Here is a 23809-nt window from a genome sequence, read left to right as displayed (position 1 = left end):
CGGGCGGTGATCGTCGGCGGCAAGCAGTTAGCTGGAGCCGGTGTCAGACGACGAATGGCTGCCACCCGGCGCCATCGGAGGTGCCGTCGTCGGCGCAACGCTGTGCGGCGCCGTGCCCTCGGCCATCCCACCCGGGCGCTCAGTGGTCCCGTTCTGGCTGAACGAGATGGTGCCGAGGTTGTTGGTGCAGACCACGTGGTCGGTGCTGTTCGCGTCAACCCCCTGAACGGCAGTGGTCAACGATGCCGTGTCGGTGTTCTCGCACACGCCTGCCGCGATCTGGGCGGCCGCGGCGTCGTCGACGTTCTCCAGGACCGAGATGTTGCCGAGGGTCAGGTTGACCTTGCCGTCTCCGGCAGTCTCGGGCGCCGCCTGCGCGATACCCAGACCCACGGTGAACAGCAACGACCCGCCGAGCATCGCGCCCGCAGTAGCTGTCTTCACGAAGTTCCCCACAATTACTCCTTCCGATGGGACAGCGGCACCCGGTCCCCCGACGTCAGAACGACGTCCACCGGCGGCAGGAAGGTCCTGCGGGCACAACCCTGCTGACACAAAGCAGCCCCCTGCTCTCCACACCGTGGGCTTCCACGCAGGATCCACCTTCAAACCCGAATCCCGGAAAAAGTTGAGAGGCGGGGCCGCGCAGATTTCGACGCCAGGGTCGTAACCGGGCGGCCAACCACAGCCCTGAGGTAGAACCCGGCGAGGTTCGGGCCCAGCTCAGCAGGCAAAAACAAACCCGCCGGGTGTGTACAGGACACACCCGGCGGGTTCGTTCGGCCGCAATGGCGACAGATCAGCGCTTGCTGTACTGAGGCGCCTTGCGGGCCTTCTTGAGGCCGTACTTCTTGCGCTCGATGGCACGCGGGTCACGGGTCAGGAAGCCCGCCTTCTTCAGTGCGGGCCGGTCCTCCGGCTGCACCAGAATCAGCGCACGGGCGATCGCCAGACGCAGAGCGCCGGCCTGACCCGAGGGGCCACCACCATCGAGGTGGGCGAAGATGTCGAACTGCTCGAGGCGGTCGACGGTCACCAGCGGGGCCTTGATCAGCTGCTGGTGCACCTTGTTCGGGAAGTAGTTCTCCAGGGTGCGGCCGTCCAGGTTGAACTGACCGGTGCCGGGCACCAGGCGCACCCGCACCACGGCCTCCTTGCGGCGGCCGACGGTCTGGATCGGACGGTCGATGATGACCGGCTCGCGGTGCTCCTGCTCCACCTCGACGGCCTCGGTCACGACCTCGGTCTCAGTCACTTCAGTCGCTTCGGTCACTGGGCCACCTGCTTGATCTCGTACGGAACCGGCTGCTGCGCGGCGTGCGGATGATCCGGGCCGGCATAGACCTTGAGCTTCTTCTGGATCTGCCGACCGAGCTTGGTGTGCGGCAGCATGCCGATGATCGCGTTCTCGACGACGCGGGTCGGGTGCTTCTGCAGCAGGTCACCGATGGTGCGCTTGCGCAGACCGCCCGGGTAACCCGAGTGGCTGTAAGCGAACTTGTTGGTGAGCTTGTTGCCGCTGACGGCAATCTTCTCGGCGTTGATGACGATGACGAAGTCGCCACCATCGACATTCGGCGTGAATGTCGGCTTGTGCTTGCCGCGGAGCAGCTTGGCTGCTTCGACGGCGAGCCGGCCGAGCACCACGTCTTGGGCGTCGATGACATACCACTGACGCGTGGTGTCACCCGCCTTCGGCGTGTACGTAGGCACAGCGCTTACCTCTTCTTCTCGGGTTGGACCCCGGATAATCCGGGTGCCGGTCGCGGCGTGTGTACTCGGCTTTCCCGGCGACCGACAGTGACCCGGGACCCGCTTGCCCATCAGGGCAGCACACACCAACGGAGCAGCTTACCGGTGGGTGTCCGCGCAGGTCAAAACGCAGCTTCCCAGCTCGAGCGTGGGCTCGTGTGCGAGTTCTCTGCAAAATCTCGCACCCAAGCCAACGCTCGGGCCTAGGAGACCGAGTCCTGCTGGTCGGGCACCACGCTGCCATCCGGGCGGTGCAGCGGGGCGTCCTTGCCGCAGGGCTCGATGTAGCCCTCCGTCGTGCACTCGTACGGGTCGGCCTGCTTCTTCTTCGGATCGATGAACATCGGATTGACCACCCACCGACCGTCGGAGTTGTCGTAGGCGGTGCACATCAACTCGGTCTTGTTGCGGTTGAGCACCAGGCGCAGCGCCGTGGCGTCGGTGAGGAACGTGACGTCGGTGTCGGAGTCCCCGGCGCCGAAGGCCGCGCGTTTGTCCTCTGGCTGCTGCTCGAACGCGGCGGGCCCCTTGATGCCGAAGACGTCCTCGTTGACCCGGCACCGCTTGCCCTCGATGTACGGGATGGCCGTCTCGCCGCCACACGGCACCAGCCTCGACGTCAGGACATCACCGTCGCGCTCGGTCCGCACCCCCATCACCTTGTCCGGGGTGAAACCGAGATCGGCCGCCCACACCCGCACCACCGGCTCCGCCGACGCGGAGATGATGCGGACGTCGAAACCGTTGGCGCGCAAGGTTTCCACCAGATCGCGCATCTGCGGGTAGTAGCGAACCCAACCGGTCTCGTCACCGCTGCCGACCTTCTGCTCCGTGCCCTCGGGCGCGTCGAGGTTCTCCTTGCGTGCCGCCTCGGCGAAACCGGTCAGCTCGGATTCGGGCCAGCCGGCCAGCATCTGCGCGGCCCAGGCATACGAGGGCTCGAACCGGCGGGCGTTGAACCCGGCGAACGCCGGCTCGTCGGCACGTGTCTCACCGTCGGTGTAGACCGACAGCAGTTCGTCGGCGCAGCCCAGATCGGTGTTCGTCGGCATCGGTTGGCCCGGAGTTGTTGCGGCGCAGGCCTTGCCGAGCGCAGCCGTGGCCTGCGGGGTGAGGTACGGGCTCGTCGTCGACCAGTCGCCGCCTGCGGGTGCCCGCAGCTTGCCGTTGCGCACCATCCAGAAGAACGTCGCATCCCCGATGTCGTTCTTGACCACAGTGTTGTCCCAGTCGAACAACGCCAGCGGAGCGCCGTCGGCCACCGAGCCGTCCGCCCCGCACCTGCCGCGTTCGGCGAGCATCGCGTCAATCCGGTCCCGGTTGTCGCCGTACCAACCCGGGTTGTCCGCCAGGGTGCGGCAGTTGGCGGCCGGTGTCTCGGTGCCAGTTTGCGTACCGGCCGACGGCTCCGCCGAATCGTTGCTTGCACCGCAGCCCGCGACAGCAACGGTCGTCGCGGCGAGCAGGGACAGGACGGCACGCACGGTCATTGAGACTCCTGATTCAGTTGAGCTGGGTCATGCTGGACGGGTCGAGCGTGGAGGTTCGCGAGGTGTCCTTCAGGTCGACGCCGGAGCGGCCCAGCGCCAACGCGCCGTCGACCAGGCCTGCCGCCACCCGCGCGGCCTCGGTGTATCCCAGGCCATCGGGCGGGTGGATGTTGGAGATGCAGTTGCGGTCGGCGTCGGTGCGGCCGGGCATCGGCAGGTGGGTCAGGTAGATGCCGAGGCTGTCGGCGACACTCAAGCCCGGCCGTTCTCCGACGATGACGAGCACGGTCCGCATGCGGGCCTGAGCTGCGATGTGGTCGCCGAGTGCGACGCGGGCCTGCGTCGCGATCACCGGCGGGGCCAGGGTGTAGCGGTCCTTCAATTGAGCCACCAGAGCTGCCAGTAGCTCAGCGCCATGACGATCCAGTGCCGTCGGCGACAAACCGTCGGCCAGCACGAAGCCGATGTCGGCCGGGGTTTCGGGCACCGGCATGCCGGTTGCGGGGGCCCGGCCCAGATCGGGACGGCGAAGGTACTCGTCGCGCGAGGTGGCTTGACTGGTCACCACGGTCGGCTCACCGATACCCACCTCGAGGACAGCTTGCCTGAGCCGATCCAAGTCCAGCGGCACGTGCACGGCGTCGCGCGCCGCGGCGTGGGCAGCGGCCAGTTCGAGCACCCGGCGCGTCGGCAACGCGTTGCCGGCCCGGCCCAGCCCGATCCTGGCCTGCGTGGTTTTGCGCAGCTCATCCCAGAACTCTTGAACTGCAACCTCGTTCGGGCTCATCGCACCTCCCCCGAAGTCAACGACCGCAGCGCCGAGCGCTCCAGGTCGAACGGGGTCAGCTTCCCGGAGTCGTCGACCATGCCGACGCTGCGCAGCCACGCCTCGAACTCCGGAGCCGGTCTCAGTCCCAGGGTGCGCCGAGTGGTCAGCACGTCGTGGAACGACAAGCTCTGATACCCCAGCATGACGTCGTCGGCGCCCGGCACGGTGATGACGAACGCCACTCCCGCGGCAGCCAGCAACGTCAGCAGGGTGTCCATGTCGTTCTGGTCGGCCTCGGCGTGGTTGGTGTAGCAGACGTCCACCCCCATCGGCAGGCCGAGCAGCTTGCCGCAGAAGTGGTCTTCCAGGCCGGCCCGGATGATCTGCTTGCCGTCGTACAGGTACTCCGGCCCGATGAAGCCGACGACCGTGTTGACCAGCAGCGGCTGCAGGTCGCGAGCCACCGCGTAGGCGCGGGCCTCCAGGGTCTGCTGGTCGACGGGCTTGCCGCCGACGCCCAGGTGCGTGCCCGAGCTCAGTACCGAGCCCTGCCCGGTCTCCAGGTACATGACGTTGTCGCCGACGGTGCCCCGGTGCAGGCTGCGCGCCGCTTCGTTGCCTTCCCGCAACAGCTGCAGGTTCACCCCGAACGCGGAGTTGGCGCCCTCGGTGCCGGCGATCGACTGGAACATCAGGTCCACCGGCGCACCGGCCTCGATCAGGCCGATCGTGGTGGTGACATGCGAGAGCACACAGGACTGGGCCGGAATGTCGTAGCGCGTGCGGATCGAGTCGAGCAGATACAGAAGATCCGCGGTGGCCTGTGGCGAGTCGGTCGCCGGATTGATCCCGATCACCGCGTCGCCGCAGCCCAGCAGCAGCCCGTCGAGCACCGCCGCGGCGATGCCACGGGGGTCGTCGGTCGGATGGTTGGGCTGCAGCCGGGTGGCCAGGGTGCCGCGGCCGCCGACGGTGGTGCGGAACGCGGCGGTCACCTCGGCGGCGGCCGACACCGCGATCAGATCCTGGTTGCGCATGATCTTGCTGACCGCGGCCACCATCTCCGGGGTGAGCCCCGGGGCGACGGCAGCCAGCCGCTCGGCGCTGCGGTCATGGGCCGTGACGTCCATCAGCCAGTCCCGCAGCCCGCCCACGGTCAGGTGTGAGATCTCCGAAAAGGCCTGGCGGTCATGGCTGTCCATGATCAGCCGGGTCACCTCGTCGGTGTCGTACGGCACCAGCTCCTCGTTGAGGAAGATGTCCAGCGGCAGGTCCGCGAGCACCCAGGCGGCCGCGGCGCGTTCACCGTCGTGCTCGGCCGCGCAACCGGCGAGTTGATCGCCGGAGCGCAGCGGGGTGGCCTTGGCCATCACCTCGACCAGACCGTCGAAGCTGTAGGTCACCCCCGAAACCTGCTGGTGGTACTTCATTTCAGGGCACTCTCCGCTTCCGCGAGCATCGCGAACTCCTCGTCAGGCGAGTTGGCGACCAGACGGTGGCGGCTGTAGAGCGCGAAGTAGAGCATGAACGCGCAGAACACAGCCAGGCACAGACCCGCGGCCACGGGGCTGACCACGAAGGTCGCGATGAGCGCCACGACCGCGATGACCAGGGCGAAGCCCGTGGTGACGATGCCGCCCGGGGTGCGGTACGGCCGCTTCATCTCCGGCTCACGCACCCGCAGCACGATGTGGCTGATCATCATCAGCACGTAGCTCAGCGCCGCGCCGAACACCGCCATGTTCAGGATCAGATCACCGTGACCGGTCAGCGACAACAGGAAGCCGACGATGCCGGGGACGATCAGCGCGAGGGTCGGGGCCTTGCGCTTGTTGGTCACCGACAGCCTCGTGGGGAGGTAGCCGGCCCGCGACAGCGCGAAGGTCTGCCGCGAGTAGGCGTAGATGATCGAGAAGAAGCTCGCGATCAGCCCGAACAGGCCGATGTAGTTGACCGCCTTGGCGGCGAACCCGGTGCCACCGAGGGCCTGCACCAGCGGATCGTCCACCGTCGACATCGCGTCGGCACCGCCGGCGCCGGCCGTCAGGAACAGCACGGTGACGCAGGTGATGATGAGCACCGTCATCGCGGCGATGATGCCGCGCGGCACGTTGCGCTCGGGGTTGGCGGTCTCCTCGGCGGCCAGCGGGACGCCCTCGACGGCGAGGAAGAACCAGATGGCGAACGGGATGGCCGCCCAGATGCCGAGGTAACCGTGCGGCAGGAAGCTCGACGCACCTGCCGCCGCGGCGTCGGGGGCGATGTCGGTCAGGTTGGCGACGTCGAAGTGGCCGATGGCGCTCACGGCGAAGATGACCAGACCCAGCAGCGCGATCGCGGTGATGACGAACATCAGCCGCAGTGCCTCACCGACACCCGCGAGGTGGATGCCGATGAAGATGACGAAGGCCGCCAGGTACACCCACCAGCCCTTGTGAATACCGAACAGGCCGAGCGATTCGACGTAGCCGCCGATGAAGGTGGCGATCGCCGCCGGCGCGATCGAGTACTCGATCAGGATCGCGGTGCCGGTGGCGAAGCCGCCCCACGGCCCGAGCGCACGACGGGCGAAGGTGTAGCCGCCGCCGGCCGCGGGCAGTGCCGAGGACAGCTCGGCCAGGCCGAGCACCATGCAGAAGTACATCGCGGCGATGACCACCACGGCGATCAGCAGACCACCGAAGCCCCCCTGCTCGAGGCCGAAGTTCCAGCCCGAGAAGTCGCCGGACACCACATAACTGACGCCCAGGCCGGCCAACAGCAGCCAGCCCGCGCTTCCGGATTTGAGCTGACGTTTCTGTAGATAGTCAGCGCTCTCCAGGTGTTCTTCCACACCCGCCATGTCAAACTCCTTCATTTACAACGTTTTCGTATGTCTCGTATGTGATGCCGTCAGCTGATGACGGTCTTCGCAGGCGGTGGCCCACCTCTACCCCGGCAACACCGCCGGTCCGACGCCGGATCTCCGGCGAGTTCACCTTCCAAAGGTATGAAAATCAACCTTTAATTGAAGATTATTACCCCACCCAGCGGCGGTGTCTACCCCAACGGCCAGTTTCGTTGTCAATCGTCGGGTTTGAGCGGAACACCAACCACGATCCGGGCCGCGTTGTGCCCTAGTACCCGGACAACGGAAGTGCTCGGGACTGCACCAGACATCAACTCGGGCAACGGATCTGACAGCTTGGCATGTTGCACGCACACTTCACCTCCGGGGCCGACACCCACCCCGACATGCAGCGGCGACCTGAGCGCCGCGCGGCGCGCAAGTTCCGTCGCAGGCACCCCGGCGTCGCCCGGAACCAACAGGTACGGAACACCTTCTTCCTCGATGCCCGCGAGCACGTCGCGTTCGACATCCCCGCTGCCCGAACTCAACACCACGATCGCCGGACGATCAGGTTGACCACCGCTATGCACTGAGACCCGCTCCGACCAACCGAGCGTGCGACGCCACCAGACCGGTGGCCACGGCGTTCCGCGGGCCTTCCGACCCACGCACGTTTCCTGTGCCGCAGACGATTCCGAACGGAGCAAGGGCATCCGCGATGAGTTCGGGGATCTCGAAGTCGAGGGCGCATCCACCGAGCAGCACCACAAACCCGATCTGACGCAGGTCACCGCCGGGCGCGACAGCCCGCAGTGCGCGCAACGCATTGACCACGAAGACCCGTTCCTTGGCCGCGCGGCGCACCAGCCTGACCCGGTCCATGGAATGCCTGGTGGGGATCGCATTCATGCCGTATTCAGCCAGCGTGACCACTCGCGCGAACGATGCAGCGGGCAGCGGCTTCTCGAAGAACATCACGGTGCCGTTCTCCAGCCGGACATGAAAGAAGCTCTCCGCCTTGCCCAACGGTGATCGTTTGATGTCCTCGGCCAGTTCCAGGTTGTCGAGACCGAGCTCGGCGTCGATCAGCTTGGTGACCAGATCGCCTGCACCGGCCAGGTGCACGGTACCGATCCCGCCGTCCACCGCCAGCGATGCGGCATCGGTCGAGCCGCCACCTAGATCGAGCACCACGAGCGGCTTGTCGGTGCCCGGCGTGGTCAGCGCACCCAGCGCCGCCATCTCGGCCTCGACACCACCGACCATCACCTCGACACGGTCAGCCCCGGCGGCCCGCAACCGGGCCCGAACCTCGTCGGCGACCGCTCGCATTCCGCTTTCACGCGTCCGGACCATGGCCGCCAGCGCAACCGCGTTCTCCAGGGCGACCTCACCGGCCACCCCGCCACGAACCTCCTGCGGCACAAAGGTATCCACCGCGAGCAGATCCTGGATGCATACGTCGGCCAGCACATGTCCGGACAGCTCGGCCATGCTGTGCCGCACATTGGCGATCATGCCGCCGGTGTTGGTGCCGGCCTCCCCCGCCACATCCGCCAGCGGAGCGACCCGCTCGACCGCGCTCATAATCTCCGGTGCACCGCGGGACACATCGACGGTGACCCGCTTGTGTACACCGGACAGCTCCAGCGATCCAGCCGGGATACTGCGATCGGCGACATCGCCTGCGGGAGTGCGCACCACCACCGCCGAGCGGTTGCCGGTCAACGCCCGGGCCACCGGCGAGATCACCTTGGTGGCAGCCGCGTCCAGGTCGAAGATCGTCGCCAGCCCGTAGGCGTTGGACAGGGTACGGATCGAGTTACCGGGTGCGGCCACCTCGACTGCGGCCAGCATGCCCAGCGGCACCGCATCGATGCGCGATACCTCGTCGATCACCGGGACCACGGAGTCGAGCCGGTTGGCCACCAGCACCGCATCGTCGTTGCCCAGGATCACCCCGCACACCGTCAGCCCTTGTGCCGCTGCCGCATTGATCCCACGTGCCGCGTCCTCGAAGTCCACGTCCCTGGGCACCACCACGATCACTTCGGTGCCGGACGGCGTTTGGGCGAGGGCGTCGAACGCCACGGTGACACCGACACCGAGGCCGCGTCCGCCCGGGGTGCGCGGGTCATGGCCGATCATGGTCGACTCGGTGATGATGGTTTCGGTGATGGTTTCCATCGCCATGCCACTGATCACCGGCGTGGCCTCGTTCAGCAGGACGAGGTCCAGGTCGGCCAGCCGCACCGCGCTCGCCTCCAGCGCTCGAACCACCGCCTGGGCCACGCCGTCCACATTTCGAGGCGTGCCCTTGACGCCCGTCGTCGCGGTCAGGGCCGCGCCACGGAACCTGGTCGAGCCGTCAGTCGCGACGACCGCGGCACTGGCCTCGGTCGTCGAGTTGCCGATGTCGACACCGACAACAGTCAACGCCATCAGGTACCCAGTGCCTCGGGGGTCAGCTCGCCGAACTCCGGCGTCACTTCTACCGGGCGATCCTGCTTGCGGATCTGCTCGGTCTCCTTCAGGTGCAGCAGCGCCGCCTTCGCCTGCCAACGCGGCCGCGCCATCTGATCATTGAGCGTCGGAACCGGTTCGGGTGACTCACCTTTGGCGTACTGGGCGGCGTTCGACCCGATGCGGCGGTAGGTCTCCAACGTCATCAGCGGACTCTGGGGGAACAGTTCGAGGCTGGACAACCTGGGCAGGTCACGCTGATGGATCATCGATGTGCCGCGAGACAGGATGCCGATACCGATGCCCGACCCGCTGAGCCTGGCCGCCGCGTGTGCGACCACGGCGAGGTCACTGCTGTGCCGGATCCGGATACACCGGGCGGTCACCTCCTGCTCCTCGATACCGGCCAGGATCTGGCGGATCACGTCGGCATGGGACAGCCCGACGATGGTCTGGCTGAAGAAGTCGGCGAACGCCGGCGAAATCGCCAACACCACTTCATCAGAGCGCTTCCCGGATTCTGCCGGCCGCTCGCCGGTGAAGCTCAGTGTCCGCTGCCCGGTCACTGCCGACATGTCACTCGACCTCCAGTTCAGGGTTCTCGGCGCTGGTCACGTGACGTAGCCGCTTCATCTCCTCCCAGCGTGCGCCCGTGGGGCGGTAGCCGGTGCCCGGGCCTGCATAGTCGTTGCGGTCGTTGACCGCAGACAACGGCTGGAGCTCACGCGTCATGATCGCCGACGTCTGCAGCAGATCACCCGAGACCCGTTGTCGCAGAACGGCCAACAGGTTCTCGGCGACATCGGAGAAACCGGTCGATTCCAGCGCCTTCACCAGGTCCAGCCCCGTGATGTTGCGGTCCATCACCTGCTGAGCGCCCTTGAGGTCTTCCAGGACATCACGCGGGATCAACTCGCGGCTGCCGTGGGCATACACGGCCGTCTCGACCTCGGCGTCGGAGATGGCGGGCAGATCGAGGTATGCGAACACCGCCTGCAGAGCCTTGGCCGCACGATGCCGGACAGCGAGAATCTCGGCCTCGTTGACGTGGCGCAACCCGCCGTCGATCTGCAGGTCCCGCTGGATGGTGTTGAAGTCGTCGTAATCCTCGGCGTCGAGGTTGGATCCGGCGAACATGTCGTCGTAGTTGGGTGGCGCCGAGTAACCCGAGCAGATGAAATCGGTGCCCGGCATCAGCTGCGGCAACAACCGCGCCACCCGGCGCATCGGCGAGTGGGAGAACGACTGGTCGTTGCCCGAAGCGCATTCCAGGTCCACCGCCGAGGCAATCAGATTCTCCGCCGCCACCGCCCGGATCCCCGCCGGTACCGCACCCGGCACGCCGATGCAGGAAATCGAACCGTTCTGCAAGCCCTGCACGCCTGCGCCTTTCGCGACCAGGATGCACCGGATCTCCAGGTACAGCATGGAGCGGCCCTCGGCGTTGCCCATCTGCACCTCGGAACCGGTGCCCGAGGTGAATCGCATCTTGATGCCCCGCGAGGCATAAGCCGCGGCCAGGAAGGCCTTCGACCACGGGGTGTCATCGCCGTCGACGAACACCGACTCGGTGCCGTAGACCGAGATGGTCTCGGCATAGGCAGTGATGCCGCGCATGCCGAGTTCGAGCTCGGTGGCCTCCTCGAGGGCGCACTGGGTCAGGCGTCCACCACAGCCGACCTGGCTGCCGATCTGCTGCGCCATCGCCACCAGCGGCGCGTAGCGCACCACACCCAAAGTGGTTTCCACTTCCGAGAATCCGCGCAGCGAAGCCTCGGCGGCTTCACACGCGACCTGGAGCGGGTTGTCCCGAGCGCTGGTGCAGTGCGCCTGGTTCGCCGGGGTGCGACGGGCCCGCATCTTCTGCATCCCCATCATGATCTCGACGATGTTCAGCGTCTTTGCCACTTCGAGCAGCTTGGCCGGGGTCAGTGCCGTGGTCACCGCGATCACCTCGTCGCGGGACACATGTGGGTCGACAAGCATCCGAGCGATGTCGGCCGCCGGGATCGCCATCGCCTGCTCGGTGGTCGCGGTGTCGATGGCGTGATCGGCGATGAACTGGTCGATGAAATCGAAATCGGCGCGGTCCCGGCCGTCCATCTCGACGATCACCCCGTCGACGACGCGCACGCTCGGCGCAGGATCGAATGCGCTGTCCAGCGCGACCATGCCCACCTCGGGCCATTCCTCGACGAAGCCGTCGAGGTTGACCGGCCGGTCCTCAAGGACCTTGGTGCGCTCGGACTGCCTGCGCCGGCCGGCCGTGGAATGTTGTGGCGATACTGCCGTCACCGGTGTTCTCCTATTCGCTGGTGGCCAGGATGTCGCGGCGCTCGTACACGTCGGCGGCCTCACGGACGAGCCCCGCCAGCAACGCCGCCCCGTATTTGGTGTCCAGCTCGTCGGCGATGGCGTCGAGTTCGGCCTTGGTGGAGGCGTTGGGCCGCAGCGCGTTGTAGATCTGCAATACCCGCTCGTCGCTGATCGCGGTCATCTCCGCGGCGCGGCGCAGGTTCGAGCCGAGCTGGCGGCGTCCCACCTTTTCCGCGATCTGGGCCTGCAGCCTCAGGGTCTGCGGGGTGATGCGCAGATCGGAGGCGGCGATCTCACCTGACATCACCGCGTCCATGGTGATACCGCCGATCGGCGTGCCGTTGGGGGTGAACAGCAGATCCTCGCGGTGGATGCTCAGCGGGTAATCGGCCGAAGGGTCGAGAATCGGTTCCGTCATTCACTACTCCAACTGACTCGGGGCGGATCTCCCACCGACGTGCGACACAACGCGAGCCAATTGTGCGCTGCATCACGTTGCATCAGGGTTGCGCCGCAGGTCAGTGCGGCTAACCTGACCCGACGATGGACGCCGGAGAATCTGACCCGATCGCCGCGCTGGGCGAGTTCTTTGCCCTCCCGGCGGCCGATCCCGCCGGCTGGAGGTCGATCGCGTCCCTGTGTGGCGATCCGGCCGTCCTGCACAAGTACACGATGCGCACCCGGGCGGCGACGGCCGCCGGCTTCGGGATCGACGAAGCCGACGTGCCGGTGAAGGCCGCGGCCTCCTCGGTGCACCTGTCGATCGCCGCACGCCTGTTGTCCCCCGCGATCGGCGCCGCGGTGTGCTTTGGCAGCGTCCCACTACTCACGATGGATTCGCTGTTCTGGCAACAGGATTCATCCCACCGACCAGCCCTCGGAAAAGCCGGTGTCGAATGGGTGACCGAAACCGACCTGCGGCGGGTCGCCGTCACCATCACCGAATCGCTGATCGAAACCGTGTTGCGCCTGCTGAACGACACCATGGGGCCGGCGGAATCTCTTTCGCCACAGGTGATGTGGGGCAACATCGCATCGGCGGCCAACGGCGCGGTCACCGTACTGGCCATGTCCCGCCCCGACGCGGAGCGCCGCGGCCGTGAGCTGGTCGCCGAACTGATCGCGATCGAACCGCTTCGCGGTACCGCAGACGTTGTGGGAGAACAATTCCGGCGGCGTAACTGCTGCCTGTTCTACCAGGTGCCCGGGGGCGGCTACTGCGGTGACTGTGTTCTGACCGGCGGGCCGGGCTAGATTCCTAGGGCGCTGCCCCTGCTCCGGCAACATTGCCGCTGCCGCGGCGGTGGCTACATTGCCGCTGCCGCAGCGGTCGCCACCGCCACATCCTGCTCGACACTGCCCGCACTGACACCGACCGCGCCGGTCACCAGTCCGTCGGCTTCCAGCAGAACCCCGCCGCCGAACACGACCAGCCCGCCGGCGGTCTGCTCCAGGCCGTACAACTCACCGCCGGGCTGACAGATGTCCATCAGCGCGCTGGTGGGCAGGTTCATCATGACCGCGGTGCGGGCCTTGCGGATCGAGATGTCGATGCTGGCCTTGATCGCACCGTCCATCCGCACGAAAGCCACCAGATGACCTCCGTCGTCGACCACGGCGATGTTCATCGGCTGGCCGATCTCTTCCGCCTTCACGACGGCGGCGTCGATCACCTTCTGTGCGGTCGGCAGCGGCAGCGATGTCATGTGTGTCCCATCAGGTAGACCGCGAACGTGAGCTTGTGTGCGAGATTTGCGGGTTTCTTCGCACACAAGCTCACGTTCGGCGGTGGATCAGAAGAAGCCCTGGGCCTTGGTGCCGTAACTCACCAACAGGTTCTTGGTCTGCTGGTAGTGGTCGAGCATCATCTTGTGGTTCTCCCTGCCGATGCCGGACTGCTTGTAGCCGCCGAACGCCGCGTGGGCGGGATAGGCGTGGTAGCAGTTGGTCCACACCCGGCCGGCCTTGATGTCCCGGCCGGCGCGGTAGGCGGTGTTGCCGTTACGGCTCCACACGCCCGCGCCCAGACCGTAGAGGGTGTCGTTGGCGATCGAGATCGCGTCGTCGTAATCGGTGAACGACGTGACCGCCACGACCGGACCGAAGATCTCCTCCTGGAACAGCCGCATCTTGTTGTTGCCGGTGAAGATCGTGGGCGCCACGTAGAACCCGCCGTTGAGGTCGCCACCCAGATCGGCCCGCTCACCACCGGTGATCAGTTGGGCCCCTTCGGATTTCCCGATCTCGATGTAGGACAGGATCTTCTCCAGCTGATCGTTGGAGGCCTGCGCACCGATCATGGTCTCGGTGTCCAGCGGGTCGCCCTGGCGTACCGCCTTGGTGCGGATGGCAGCCAATTCGAGGAACTCGTCGTAGATGTCGGTCTGGATCAGCGACCGCGACGGGCAGGTGCACACCTCGCCCTGGTTCAGCGCGAACATGGTGAACCCTTCCAGGGCCTTGTCCTGGAAGTCGTCGGCGGCGGCCAGTACATCGGAGAAGAAGATGTTCGGGCTCTTGCCACCCAGCTCGAGCGTCACGGGGATCAGGTTCTGGCTGGCGTACTGCATGATCAGCCGGCCGGTGGTGGTCTCGCCGGTGAACGCGATCTTGGCGATCCGGTTGCTCGAGGCCAGCGGCTTGCCGGCCTCCACACCGAACCCGTTGACCACGTTGATCACACCGGCAGGCAGCAGGTCACCGATCAGCGACATCAGGAACAGCACCGAAACCGGGGTCTGCTCAGCAGGTTTGAGCACCACAGCGTTGCCCGCGGCCAGTGCCGGGGCCAGCTTCCACACCGCCATCAGGATCGGGAAGTTCCACGGGATGATCTGGCCGACCACGCCGAGCGGCTCGTGGAAGTGGTAGGCGACGGTGTCCTCGTCGATCTGGGAGAGCGAGCCCTCCTGGGCGCGAAGCGCACCGGCGAAGTACCGGAAATGGTCGATCGCCAGCGGGATGTCGGCATTCAGCGTCTCGCGGATGGGCTTGCCGTTGTCCCACGACTCGGCCAGCGCGACGGCCTCGAGGTTCTCCTCGATGCGGTCGGCGATCTTGTTGAGGATCACGGCGCGCTCGGCGGGCGAGGTCTTGCCCCACGCCGGCGCGGCCGCGTGCGCGGCATCGAGGGCCTTCTCGACGTCGGCCTCGGTGGAGCGGGCCACCTCGCAGAACACCTGGCCCGTGACCGGTGTCGGATTCTCGAAGTAGCGGCCCTCGGCCGGCGCGACCCACTGTCCGCCGATGAAGTTGTCGTAGCGGGATTCGAACGACATCACGGCGCCGTCGGCACCCGGACGTGCATAAACAGTCATGGCAATCTCCTGCATTCGGACACCGAAATGTGTCGGTAGTCACTAAAGGTAGTCAGCAGTAGGTTGCAGCACAGTTGCACACGTTGCAGGGCGTTCGAGGGCCGGGGGTTAGCACGTCGGCGAGCCGACCAAACTAGCCCAGGTCGGAGTCGATACCGGCCAGGTGACCGCGGGCCTGCGCCCTGGCCAAGGGGTCGGCGTCGGCATGGTCGTGCAACACCCGCCAGCCCTGTCGATCGTCACGGCCGTCGGGCAGTGCCAACCACCGCCGCAGCAGGCCCAGATCGCTCCCGGTCAGCACCGCTTCGCGCAGGCCGGCGCTCAGCTCGGTGCGCAGCCGCGCGATCGCCGGTGAGACCGACTGCGGCAGCAACGCGCCCGAGTACGCATCCAGGGCGGCCGAGACGTTCCCGGCCTGCAACGCGTCATACACGTCACCCATGTCGCTGGCCACCGGCGCCAACAGCCGGTACGGCCGCGACTCGATGTAACTGCTGCCGATGACCCGCCGCAGCCGCGACACCTCGGCGCGGACCGTGACCACGTCGAGGTCCTTGTCGTCGAGCAGCATGGCCAGATGATCGGCACTCAACCCCTCGGGGTGCCGGATCAGCAGGACCAGGATGTCGGCATGGCGGCCGGTGAGAACGCTGGACTGGGGCCGGCCCTCGACGTCTGCCATCCGCCAGCGCGGGCGGTCGGCGCCCAGCACCGTCAGCCGCGCCGTCTCGGTTTCGGCCGGCTCGGCCGGTCCGGTGAGCCGCAGCAGGGCCAGCTGGTTCTCGACCGCCACAGCAGTGGCCCTGACCAGGGCCAATGTCTGAGGTGTGGCGACCGCGGACCCGCCGGTCAGGTCGATGGCGCCCAGCAGCACCCCGGTGGCCGGGTCGTGCACGGGCACGGCGGTGCAACTCCACGAGTGCACGGTTCGGGAGAAGTGCTCGGAGCCCAGGATCTGCAGTTCCCGGTCCAGCGCCAGAGCGGTGCCGGGCGCGTTGGTGCCCGCCGCCCGCTCACTCCAGTCCGACCCCGGGACGAAGTTCATCCCTTCGGCCTTGCGGCGTGCGCCGTGGTCTCCCTCGACCCACAGCAGCGTGCCGTCGGCCGCAGTGATCGCCACCAACACTCCGGCGCCGACGGCGTCGTCGACCAGCAATCGACGGATCAGCGGCAGGGTGGGCGCGAGCGGGTGCGTGTTGCGCAACTCGGTCAGCGAAGCGGCCGCGGCAGCCGCCCGGGCGCCCATGTCGGGGTCCACCCCGGTGGCCAGACTGCGTTGCCAGCTCTCCACGATGACGCGACGAACCGGGGTGGTGTCCAGAGAATCGGCGTCCACCCGGCCCGCGATGAAAAGGTCATGGATCGCACGCACCTTCGCGGGAAGTGCCCGGGGCGACATCCGGCCTCCCACGCTTCTCGATGCGGCCACCGCTATCACGCTCCCGGCGTCGGGCCATTGACATGGCATTCACGCGTGTCCGCCAGGATAGTTGACCTGCCCGGCCTGTGATGGATCCCACCCGCTGGTCAGGCGCCCGGAAATCGGGAAATCCGTCGATGACCGGTATAGTTGGGCCACGGCGGCTTGTCTGTTCTGCCTTTGCCGCCTTCTCGATCGTCAACCGAGCGCCGCGAGATCTCACTCGCGCCGGGCAGGACGACCGCCCTCTATTTTCGGAGCTTTCATTTTGTCTGTCCAAGAAACCCCTGGCACCGCCGTGCCTACTTTCGCCGAGCTCGGCCTGCCCGCCGAGATCGTCGCCACCCTCGCCGGTAACGGCGTGGAGTCTCCCTTCCCGATCCAGGCCGCGACGCTGCCTGATTCGCTCAAGGGCCGCGATGTCCTCGGCCGTGGCCGGACCGGGTCCGGCAAGACCTACGCGTTCCTGTTGCCCCTGGTGGCGCGCTTGGCGACCAGCGGCACCCGCCGCGCGCCGAACCGGCCCCGCGCACTGATCCTGGCGCCGACCCGTGAACTCGTCACCCAGATCGAGGCCTCGCTGGCGCCGCTGGCCAAGACGACCGGCCTGCGGTCGGTCAACATTTTCGGTGGCGTGGGCCCCAACCCGCAGATCTCCGCCCTCAGAGGGGGGGTGGACATCGTGATCGCCTGCCCGGGCCGGCTCGAAGACCACATGCGGTCGGGTCACGCCGACCTGTCCGCGGTCGAGGTCACCGTGCTCGACGAAGCCGACCACATGGCCGACCTCGGCTTCCTGCCCGGCGTGAAGCGCCTGCTGGACCGCACGCCGAAAGACTGCCAGCGCCTGCTGTTCTCGGCCACGCTCGATGCCGGGGTCGACGTGCTGGTCAAGCGCTACCTGCACGACCCGGTGGTGCACAGTGTCGATTCGGCGCAGTCCCCGGTGACCGCGATGGTGCACCACGTGCTGCACGTGGACAACGCCTCCCGGGTCAACGTGGTTGCCGATCTGGCCGCCGCCCCCGGGCGCACCATCGTGTTCGCCCGCACCAAGCACGGTGCGAAAAACCTGACCCGTCAGCTCAATTCGCGTGGCGTCTCGGCAGTTGAGCTGCACGGCAACCTGTCCCAGAATGCCCGCACCCGCAACCTGACGGCGTTCTCCGACGGATCGGCCGGAGTGCTGGTGGCCACCGACATCGCCGCCCGCGGTATCCACGTCGACGACGTCAGCCTCGTCGTGCACGCCGACCCGCCCGTCGAGCACAAGGCCTACCTGCACCGGTCCGGCCGTACGGCACGCGCAGGCAACGAGGGCACCGTCGTGACGCTCATGCATGACGCACAGGTCTCCGATGTGCGCACCCTGACCAAGAAGGCCGGGGTCAAGCCCACGATCACCCGGGTGAACGGCATCGACCATCCGGTGCTTCGTGAGATCGCCCCCGGCGACCGGGTTTTCGGTGACCCGATTCGTCCCGAGCCGGCCACCCAGGCCGCTCCGGCACCGCGGCGCCAGGGCAACCGGTCCGGGCAGCCGGGCAAGTCGGGCCAGCAGCAGGGCCGCAACCGCCCGAACGGCTCCTCCCGCAACGGCGGCGGACCGTCGGCCCGCTCCGGGGCCGGTACAGGCGGACAACAGCGCGGTGGCGGACACCGCCGTCCCCGCCGCGACTCCGGCTCTGCTCGCTAGCCCGAACCAGACGAAAGTGTGCGGTCCCGCCCGGTCCTCTCCACCGGACGGGACCGCACATGTCTTTCTGGGCTGAGCGGCCTCAGGCTCCCCACGCGTTGGCCGCACTGCGGTCGGTTGCGGCCACCTCGTCGGCGCCGTCGCGCACCGCATTGCCCAGGGAGAACAGGATCTCGTTGAGGGCCGCCGCGGCCTGGTTCCAGCGGGCCTGTTCGACGGCATAGGCCTGCGCGGCCTCACGGGTCCAGACCTGCTGCAAAGGCGCGATCTGCGAACGCAATTCATCGAGAGCAGCGTTGAACCGGCTCGACGTCGTGTGGATCTCCTGGCGAACCGAGTACTCGATCTCGCCGAAGTCGTAGGACAGCACATGATCCATGGCCGGCGCCGATCAGATGCCGTCGCCGACGGCGCCGAGCCGCTGCGCGTGAGTGTCGGTAGCAGCGCGCAGCGTGCGCTCGTTGGTCCGGATGGTCTCCGCGATACGGCCCAACGTGGTGTGCAGTGTCAGCGATTCAGTGTTCCAGCGGTCCACCACGTCACGGAACCGCGCTGCCGCCACGCCGCCCCAAACTGACGGTGGCACGCTGCTCATCTTTCCGATGAAGCTCTGCAGCATGGCCCGGACGTCGTCGTTCAGCACGTCGATCCGGCCCGCCACACTCGTCATTACCTCGAAGTCGGTGCCCAACGGCCCCGTCGGCGCTCGTGACATGTCCTCTGGTCCTCCGGTCTTGTGTTGCGGGATATAACAATTCGACGCAGCGCGGCGCTGTTTGGTTCCACCCGATTTCAGAACACCGCGTGTGCGGACCGGGTGGCCGCCTCACACGCCCAGCGCACGGCCTCACCGTGTCCCGGTGCGCTCTGGCATCCGACCGCGATCCGCACCACACCGTCGACGAACACCGCCCAACGGATCTCCCGCCCGGCCCGGACTTCCCGGTAGCTGACCACCTGTCGGGCTGCCACGACCGCAGACGGATCGAAGTCGACGAACACCCCCGCGGGTTGCTCCCGCAGGGCGGCCTGCAGAGTGTCAGCCACTGAGCCGTCACCGACACCGGACTGGGTCAGATGAATCATCAGCTCTGGGTCGCTCGGCGAAACCACCTCGACCCGAGCCGATCCCGGCCCCTCGGTGATTCTTCGTACCGTCCAACCCGCCGGAATCTGCACACCCACCCGGCCCTCGACCAGGACCGTCATCGACGGGTGGTCGGTGGGCGGACCGTGAGCGGCGAAGGCGATCCCACCGAGTACCGCAGCCAAAGCCGCTGCAGCGCACATCGCGAACTTCCCGGTCCGACTCCGCCTGCCAAGTTGCTCATCGACCTCGGTATCCGGTGCCACGAGCGTGTTCCGCCAGGTCCGGGCGTCGGCCACGCTTGCCACCAGGTCACGACGGCGCAGTCCTTCCACCACCTCGTTACCCAATGTCACAGCTCCGGACACCTCGACCGGAGCGTCGACAACCACCTCTGCCGATCTGCCGGCGATCGCCAGCACTGCGCGCACGACCGCTTCGGCATCCGGATCGTCCAGAGCATGGCGCGCCAGTGCGATGCCACTCGCATGGACGCCGGACACCATGACGACCTCGTCGGCGATCTCGACCACCACCGAGGACCCCGCGGACAGCGACGCACTCAGGGCCTGAACCCGCTGCATCACAACCACTTCAGAGCCCATCGCGCCATCCCGCACACGGTCGCACCGGTCGGCTGTCCACCACGTGGGACACACCAGGGTGAGCATCCCCGCCCCGGCACCGGCCGCACCGAGTACCTCGACCCACAGATCTGACACTGCGACCGGCTCGTCCTCGATCAGCGCGATCTCGTCGTCGATGCCGGCCACCGCGACTGCGGCGAGGTCCGCCGCAACGGGGCCTGGTCCGCGCACGGTCACCGGACCCACCTCGATGACGGCTGACGTCACCGCGCCTCGCCTCCTCCAGACAGGGCGATCTGAACCAGCTGATCGGGTGCCGCGCGGGTGATCAGCGTGCCGCGCCCCGGTGGAAGGCGAACCGGCCGTACCGTTCCCAGTAGTACGCCGTCGTCGGGGCCGGCGCTCATCATCAGGCCCATGCAGCCGAGGTCCCTGACCGCAGACAGCACCGGATCGAACATCGCACGCGCCGCACCGCCGGAACGGCGGGCCAGCAGCAGGTGCAGTCCGAGGTCACGGGCATGCGGCAGGTAACTCAACAGCGGTGACAACGGATTCGGTCCGCCTCCGGCCACCAGATCGTAATCGTCGACCACGACGTAGAGTTCGGGTCCGGTCCACCACGTGCGGTCGCGAAGCTCCCGCTGGGTGACCTCGGGACCCGGCAACCGGTCCTTCAGTGTCTCAAGCAATCTCGGAAGTGCCGCGTCCAACGCCGCGACCGAAGTGGCGTATCCGGCCAGATGTCCCGATTCCACCGCGCCCAGCAAGGCGCGGCGGAAATCCACGATGAGCAGTTGCACGCTCGCCGGGTCGTTGCCCGCCGCCAGGTCGCAGCACAGGGCGCGCAGTGCGGTGGACTTGCCGCATCCGGTGTCACCGAAGATCACCAGATCGGGCTGAGCGTTGAAATCGACCAGCACCGGCATGAGTTCGCGTTCACCGAGCCCCAGCAGCACCTCGGTGGCGGGCCGGATCCGAGACACCGGGTGCAGCTCGTGTGCGTGCACACACGGCGGCAGGAGCCGGATCTCCGGCGCGCGAGCCTCGCCGCACTGCACCTGCAGAATCTCCCCGATCCGCTCCAGCGCCGCGCCGATGCCGGCGTCAGACGGTGTGCCATCCAGCCGGGGCAAGGCGATCAACAACTCACGGCCGTCCTGGGTGAGTCCCCGCCCCGGCGCGCACTGGGTCAACTGCCTGGCGCGTTTGCGGTCCATCTCGGACTCGGCCGGATCACCGAGCCGCAACTCGATGCGGGTACCCAGTTGGTCCTTGAACGCGGGACGGAACTCTGCCCACCGCGACGCGGTCGCGACCACATGGATGCCGAGCGAAAGCCCCTGCACGGCAAGCGCGGTGACCGTCGGCTCAAGCGCGTCGAATTCGGCTCGGAACGTCGACCAGCCGTCGATGACAAGGAACACGTCACCTGAGGGATCAGCGATCTCCCCGGCATCACGACGGGTCCGGTATTCGGCCATGGAGCCGATGCCGAGCGCGGTGAACCGCGCCTCACGGGCGCTGACCAGGGCCTGCATCTCGGCGACGGTGCGCCGGACGAGGTCAGCGTCGGCGCGTCCGGCCACGGCGCCGACGTGCGGCAGGGCTTGCAGTGCACTCAGCGTTCCGCCACCGAAGTCCAGGCAGTAGATCGTCACGTCCCGGGGATGGTGGGTCGCTGCCAGTGCCACCGCCAGAGTCTTGGCCGCCGTGGATTTTCCGGATTGCGGACCGCCGACGATCGCCACGTTGCCCCGGCCGCCGCCCAGCGACAGCATCAGTCGGTCCCGGCGCTGTTCGAAAGGTCGGTCGACCAACCCGATCGCGACGTCGAGCGGATCGGGATCCGACAGCAGGACGTCGCTGAGCGGCACGGCACCCGGCAGCGGCGGCAACCAGACCTGGTGTGCCGGTGTGCCGTACCCGGCCAACCGGTCGACGACCTGCTGCAGCACGGTCGTGGCGGCGCCGGAGGCCCCGCGGCCGGCCGACATCCACGGTGCGGTGAACCGGCTGGGGCCTGGAGCCTCGAGCGGCCGCTGGTCGGGCACCGAACCGGCAGCGGAGACGAACGCGGTCTGAAATCTGACGATCTCCCCGGCCGGTGTCTTCAGGTAGGCCGCTCCGGGCGTGTTCGGCAGCTCGTACGCATCGGCGATACCGAGCACTGATCGGGACTCGTTGGGCGAGAATGTCTTCAGGCATATCCGGTACGACAGGTGGCTCTCCAGCCCACGCAGCCGGCCCTCGTCGAGGCGCTGGCTGGCCAACAGCAGGTGTATGCCCAGCGAGCGCCCGAGTCGGCCGATCGCCACGAACAACTCAGCGAAATCGGGATGTTGCTGCAGCAGTTCGGAGAACTCGTCGACCACGATCAGCAGCGCCGGTAAGGCGGGCAGCTCGGTGCGGCGCCGGTATTCCGCGATATTGGCCAGGTTGCCGGCTGCCCGAAGCAGTTCCTGACGCCGGGTCATCTCTCCGGCCAGCGCATCGGCCATCCGGTCCACGAGCTGCGCCTCCTGCGCCAGGTTGGTGATCAACGCGCTGACATGACGCGCCCGGTGCAGGCCGAGAAATGTTGCCCCGCCTTTGAAATCGATGAGGACAAGGTTGAGGGACTGGGGGGAATGTGTGGTGATCAACCCCAGTACCAGTGTGCGCAGGAACTCCGATTTCCCCGAGCCGGTCGCACCGACACAGAGCCCGTGCGGGCCCATGCCGTCGTGCGCGGCCTCCTTGAGGTCGAGGTGAACCGGGGTGCCGTCGGCACGCCGCCCGACGGGAACCCGGAGGAACCGCCTCGGATCCGATGTCGTCCATACGCTCGGCGGATCGATGCCGGCCGGGTCGTCGATCCCGATCAGCTCCGGCCAGCCGGCAGCCACGGGCATCGGAGCACGACGCCATCGCGACAGCCACCGGGCACAGGTCACGGCCTGCTCGCGGGTCATCCGGTCCGGGCGCGCCGAGACCGCGCCGAGTCGCACCAGGTCAGCCTCGAGGTCCAGATGCAGGTCCGCCGTGGCGTTTCCGCGACGAGCCGCGACGGTCAGTACGGTGACGCCCGCACCGGGGCGCGACACCACAGGCCCGGTTGTGGCGGAATCGACGATGACGACGGTGTGTGCCGGCGGATCTGTGGCGGGCAGGTCGGTCAGTGTGCGCAGCCGCAGCGCGACCGGTCCACGGTGATCATCATCGGGATACCAGTGGTGGCCAAGCCATTTCAACCATTCCCATTCGTCTGCTGTCGCTACGTCGCCGACCACGGCGATGCGCATGTACCGCGGACTGTGTGCCGTGGCCAGTTGGCAGATCACCGCGCGCAGCAAGGCCCGGGCCGCGTCGATCGGTCCCTCCACCGACACGTGCCCGAGGCCGCGCAGCTTCACCGTCACCGGGACTCCTGCCACCGTCGATCGATGCCGGATCAGTTGGGCGAGAGCCGATACCGTCACCGGGTCGGCTTCACGCCCGGGGTCATCGCCACCGGCGACCAGCCTGGTGGACGACGGCGTGTCCCCCACGCCCACGCGCACCTCACAGAAGCCAGGGTCATCGGGGACGCGTCGCCACATCTGTTCGCCACCGGCCAGCGTCCACAAGCACCCCGGATCGGGATGTGCGGCATGCAGGCCCAACCACTGCGCGCGGGCGGATTCACCGGCCACTGTGTCGATCCCGTCCAGGTAACGCAGGTACTCCCCGCGGTCCCGGTGGAGCTGCGATGCGCGGCCGCCGTTCTTCATGCTGTAGGCGGCCGTGCCGATCGCCGACATGGCCATCATGATCGGGAACATCATGGCGGCCGGACCACGTGTCGCGGGCGCGCCAGAGGTGACGTACACCGCGACCATGCCGCCCATCGCGACGACGACCAGCAGCGGCAGCAACCTGGTGAGCGGGCTGATCGGGTTGTGGCGCGGCAGCGCAGGCGGTGCATCGATCACAAGCTCCGTCACCTGCGACTCCGGTACGGGGAGCTCGCGGGCGGCGTGCGGTGCGCGGATCGGTTCCATCGACATTTGGACGCACGCGGGGCCCGCCGGGTTCCCGCTGCGCACCGGAAAAATTGGTGT

At 67.5% G+C, this 23809-nt stretch carries 21 protein-coding genes; 2 read left to right on the top strand and 19 right to left on the bottom strand.

What is annotated here, in order from left to right; all coding sequences use genetic code 11:
- Window positions 1-27: 27 nt before the first annotated feature.
- From AC4ELS_RS22205 to AC4ELS_RS22150, 12 genes are all read right to left on the bottom strand, one after another.
- Window positions 28-456: a hypothetical protein gene (locus tag AC4ELS_RS22205; protein WP_131811732.1), complete on the bottom strand. Its 429-nt coding sequence runs from the start codon at window positions 454-456 to the stop codon at window positions 28-30.
- Between the two features lie 343 nt (window positions 457-799).
- Window positions 800-1237 carry a 30S ribosomal protein S9 gene (gene rpsI / locus AC4ELS_RS22200; RefSeq protein ID WP_498886184.1) on the bottom strand — a complete coding sequence of 146 codons (438 nt, stop codon included), beginning with the start codon at window positions 1235-1237 and terminating at the stop codon, window positions 800-802.
- A 32-nt stretch (window positions 1238-1269) separates the two neighbouring features.
- Window positions 1270-1713, bottom strand: a complete 444-nt coding sequence (gene rplM, locus AC4ELS_RS22195) for a 50S ribosomal protein L13 (protein ID WP_055109823.1) — start codon at window positions 1711-1713, stop codon at window positions 1270-1272.
- A 242-nt stretch (window positions 1714-1955) separates the two neighbouring features.
- Window positions 1956-3242 (bottom strand): HAD family hydrolase, encoded by a 1287-nt coding sequence (locus AC4ELS_RS22190; RefSeq protein WP_499049325.1) that lies wholly within the window; start codon window positions 3240-3242, stop codon window positions 1956-1958.
- 13 nt (window positions 3243-3255) lie between these two features.
- Complete coding sequence (eutC, locus tag AC4ELS_RS22185) at window positions 3256-4029, bottom strand: ethanolamine ammonia-lyase subunit EutC (protein ID WP_498885414.1); 774 nt, start codon at window positions 4027-4029, stop codon at window positions 3256-3258.
- Complete coding sequence (locus tag AC4ELS_RS22180) at window positions 4026-5441, bottom strand: ethanolamine ammonia-lyase subunit EutB (protein ID WP_499049323.1); 1416 nt, start codon at window positions 5439-5441, stop codon at window positions 4026-4028. The genes eutC and AC4ELS_RS22180 overlap by 4 nt, the downstream gene beginning before the upstream one ends.
- Window positions 5438-6853, bottom strand: coding sequence for an ethanolamine permease (gene eat, locus AC4ELS_RS22175; protein ID WP_064888085.1), 1416 nt, complete (start codon window positions 6851-6853; stop codon window positions 5438-5440). Before eat ends, AC4ELS_RS22180 begins: the two co-directional genes overlap by 4 nt.
- Before the next feature lie 221 nt (window positions 6854-7074).
- On the bottom strand, window positions 7075-7395 hold the full coding sequence (locus AC4ELS_RS22170; protein ID WP_498885415.1) for a glycerol dehydratase reactivase beta/small subunit family protein: 321 nt from the start codon (window positions 7393-7395) through the stop codon (window positions 7075-7077).
- A gap of 28 nt (window positions 7396-7423) precedes the next feature.
- Window positions 7424-9283, bottom strand: coding sequence for a diol dehydratase reactivase subunit alpha (locus tag AC4ELS_RS22165; RefSeq protein WP_448445861.1), 1860 nt, complete (start codon window positions 9281-9283; stop codon window positions 7424-7426).
- Complete coding sequence (locus AC4ELS_RS22160; protein ID WP_448445863.1) at window positions 9283-9879, bottom strand: propanediol/glycerol family dehydratase medium subunit; 597 nt, start codon at window positions 9877-9879, stop codon at window positions 9283-9285. Before AC4ELS_RS22160 ends, AC4ELS_RS22165 begins: the two co-directional genes overlap by 1 nt.
- Before the next feature lies 1 nt (window position 9880).
- Window positions 9881-11599 carry a propanediol/glycerol family dehydratase large subunit gene (locus AC4ELS_RS22155; protein ID WP_448445865.1) on the bottom strand — a complete coding sequence of 573 codons (1719 nt, stop codon included), beginning with the start codon at window positions 11597-11599 and terminating at the stop codon, window positions 9881-9883.
- A gap of 10 nt (window positions 11600-11609) precedes the next feature.
- Window positions 11610-12038 (bottom strand): diol dehydratase small subunit, encoded by a 429-nt coding sequence (locus AC4ELS_RS22150; RefSeq protein ID WP_064888016.1) that lies wholly within the window; start codon window positions 12036-12038, stop codon window positions 11610-11612.
- 125 nt (window positions 12039-12163) lie between these two features.
- Between AC4ELS_RS22150 and AC4ELS_RS22145 the strand changes: the two genes are divergently transcribed.
- Window positions 12164-12874 carry a (2Fe-2S)-binding protein gene (locus AC4ELS_RS22145; RefSeq protein ID WP_448445867.1) on the top strand — a complete coding sequence of 237 codons (711 nt, stop codon included), beginning with the start codon at window positions 12164-12166 and terminating at the stop codon, window positions 12872-12874.
- Window positions 12875-12927: 53 nt separating this feature from the next.
- Here the strand turns inward: AC4ELS_RS22145 and AC4ELS_RS22140 are convergent, their stop codons facing one another.
- The 3 genes from AC4ELS_RS22140 to AC4ELS_RS22130 all read right to left on the bottom strand — a co-directional run bounded on the left by AC4ELS_RS22140 (window position 12928) and on the right by AC4ELS_RS22130 (window position 16336).
- A complete protein-coding gene (locus AC4ELS_RS22140; protein ID WP_448445869.1) occupies window positions 12928-13326 on the bottom strand; it encodes a GlcG/HbpS family heme-binding protein in 399 nt (132 codons plus the stop codon).
- Window positions 13327-13413: 87 nt separating this feature from the next.
- Window positions 13414-14937, bottom strand: coding sequence for an aldehyde dehydrogenase (gene adh, locus AC4ELS_RS22135; RefSeq protein WP_448445871.1), 1524 nt, complete (start codon window positions 14935-14937; stop codon window positions 13414-13416).
- Window positions 14938-15070: 133 nt separating this feature from the next.
- The gene (locus tag AC4ELS_RS22130) at window positions 15071-16336 is read right to left on the bottom strand and encodes a GAF domain-containing protein (protein WP_448445873.1); all 1266 of its coding nucleotides are present in this window, start codon (window positions 16334-16336) and stop codon (window positions 15071-15073) included.
- A 319-nt stretch (window positions 16337-16655) separates the two neighbouring features.
- On the opposite strand from AC4ELS_RS22130, the gene AC4ELS_RS22125 reads away from it, so the two are divergent.
- Window positions 16656-18053: a DEAD/DEAH box helicase gene (locus AC4ELS_RS22125; protein ID WP_448445876.1), complete on the top strand. Its 1398-nt coding sequence runs from the start codon at window positions 16656-16658 to the stop codon at window positions 18051-18053.
- An 82-nt stretch (window positions 18054-18135) separates the two neighbouring features.
- Here AC4ELS_RS22125 and AC4ELS_RS22120 read toward each other — a convergent pair whose 3' ends face one another.
- From AC4ELS_RS22120 to eccCa, 4 genes are all read right to left on the bottom strand, one after another.
- Entirely contained in the window at window positions 18136-18432 is a 297-nt protein-coding gene (locus AC4ELS_RS22120) for a WXG100 family type VII secretion target (protein WP_064883162.1), read from the bottom strand.
- A 12-nt stretch (window positions 18433-18444) separates the two neighbouring features.
- On the bottom strand, window positions 18445-18768 hold the full coding sequence (locus tag AC4ELS_RS22115) for a WXG100 family type VII secretion target (protein WP_448445878.1): 324 nt from the start codon (window positions 18766-18768) through the stop codon (window positions 18445-18447).
- Between the two features lie 77 nt (window positions 18769-18845).
- The gene (locus tag AC4ELS_RS22110; protein ID WP_448445880.1) at window positions 18846-19994 is read right to left on the bottom strand and encodes a type VII secretion-associated protein; all 1149 of its coding nucleotides are present in this window, start codon (window positions 19992-19994) and stop codon (window positions 18846-18848) included.
- Window positions 19991-23749, bottom strand: coding sequence for a type VII secretion protein EccCa (gene eccCa / locus AC4ELS_RS22105; protein WP_499049480.1), 3759 nt, complete (start codon window positions 23747-23749; stop codon window positions 19991-19993). The genes AC4ELS_RS22110 and eccCa overlap by 4 nt, the downstream gene beginning before the upstream one ends.
- Window positions 23750-23809 lie beyond the last annotated feature (60 nt).

It is taken from the genome of Mycobacterium shunyiense (assembly GCF_058270035.1).
This window is presented reverse-complemented; position numbering and strand designations above follow the sequence as displayed.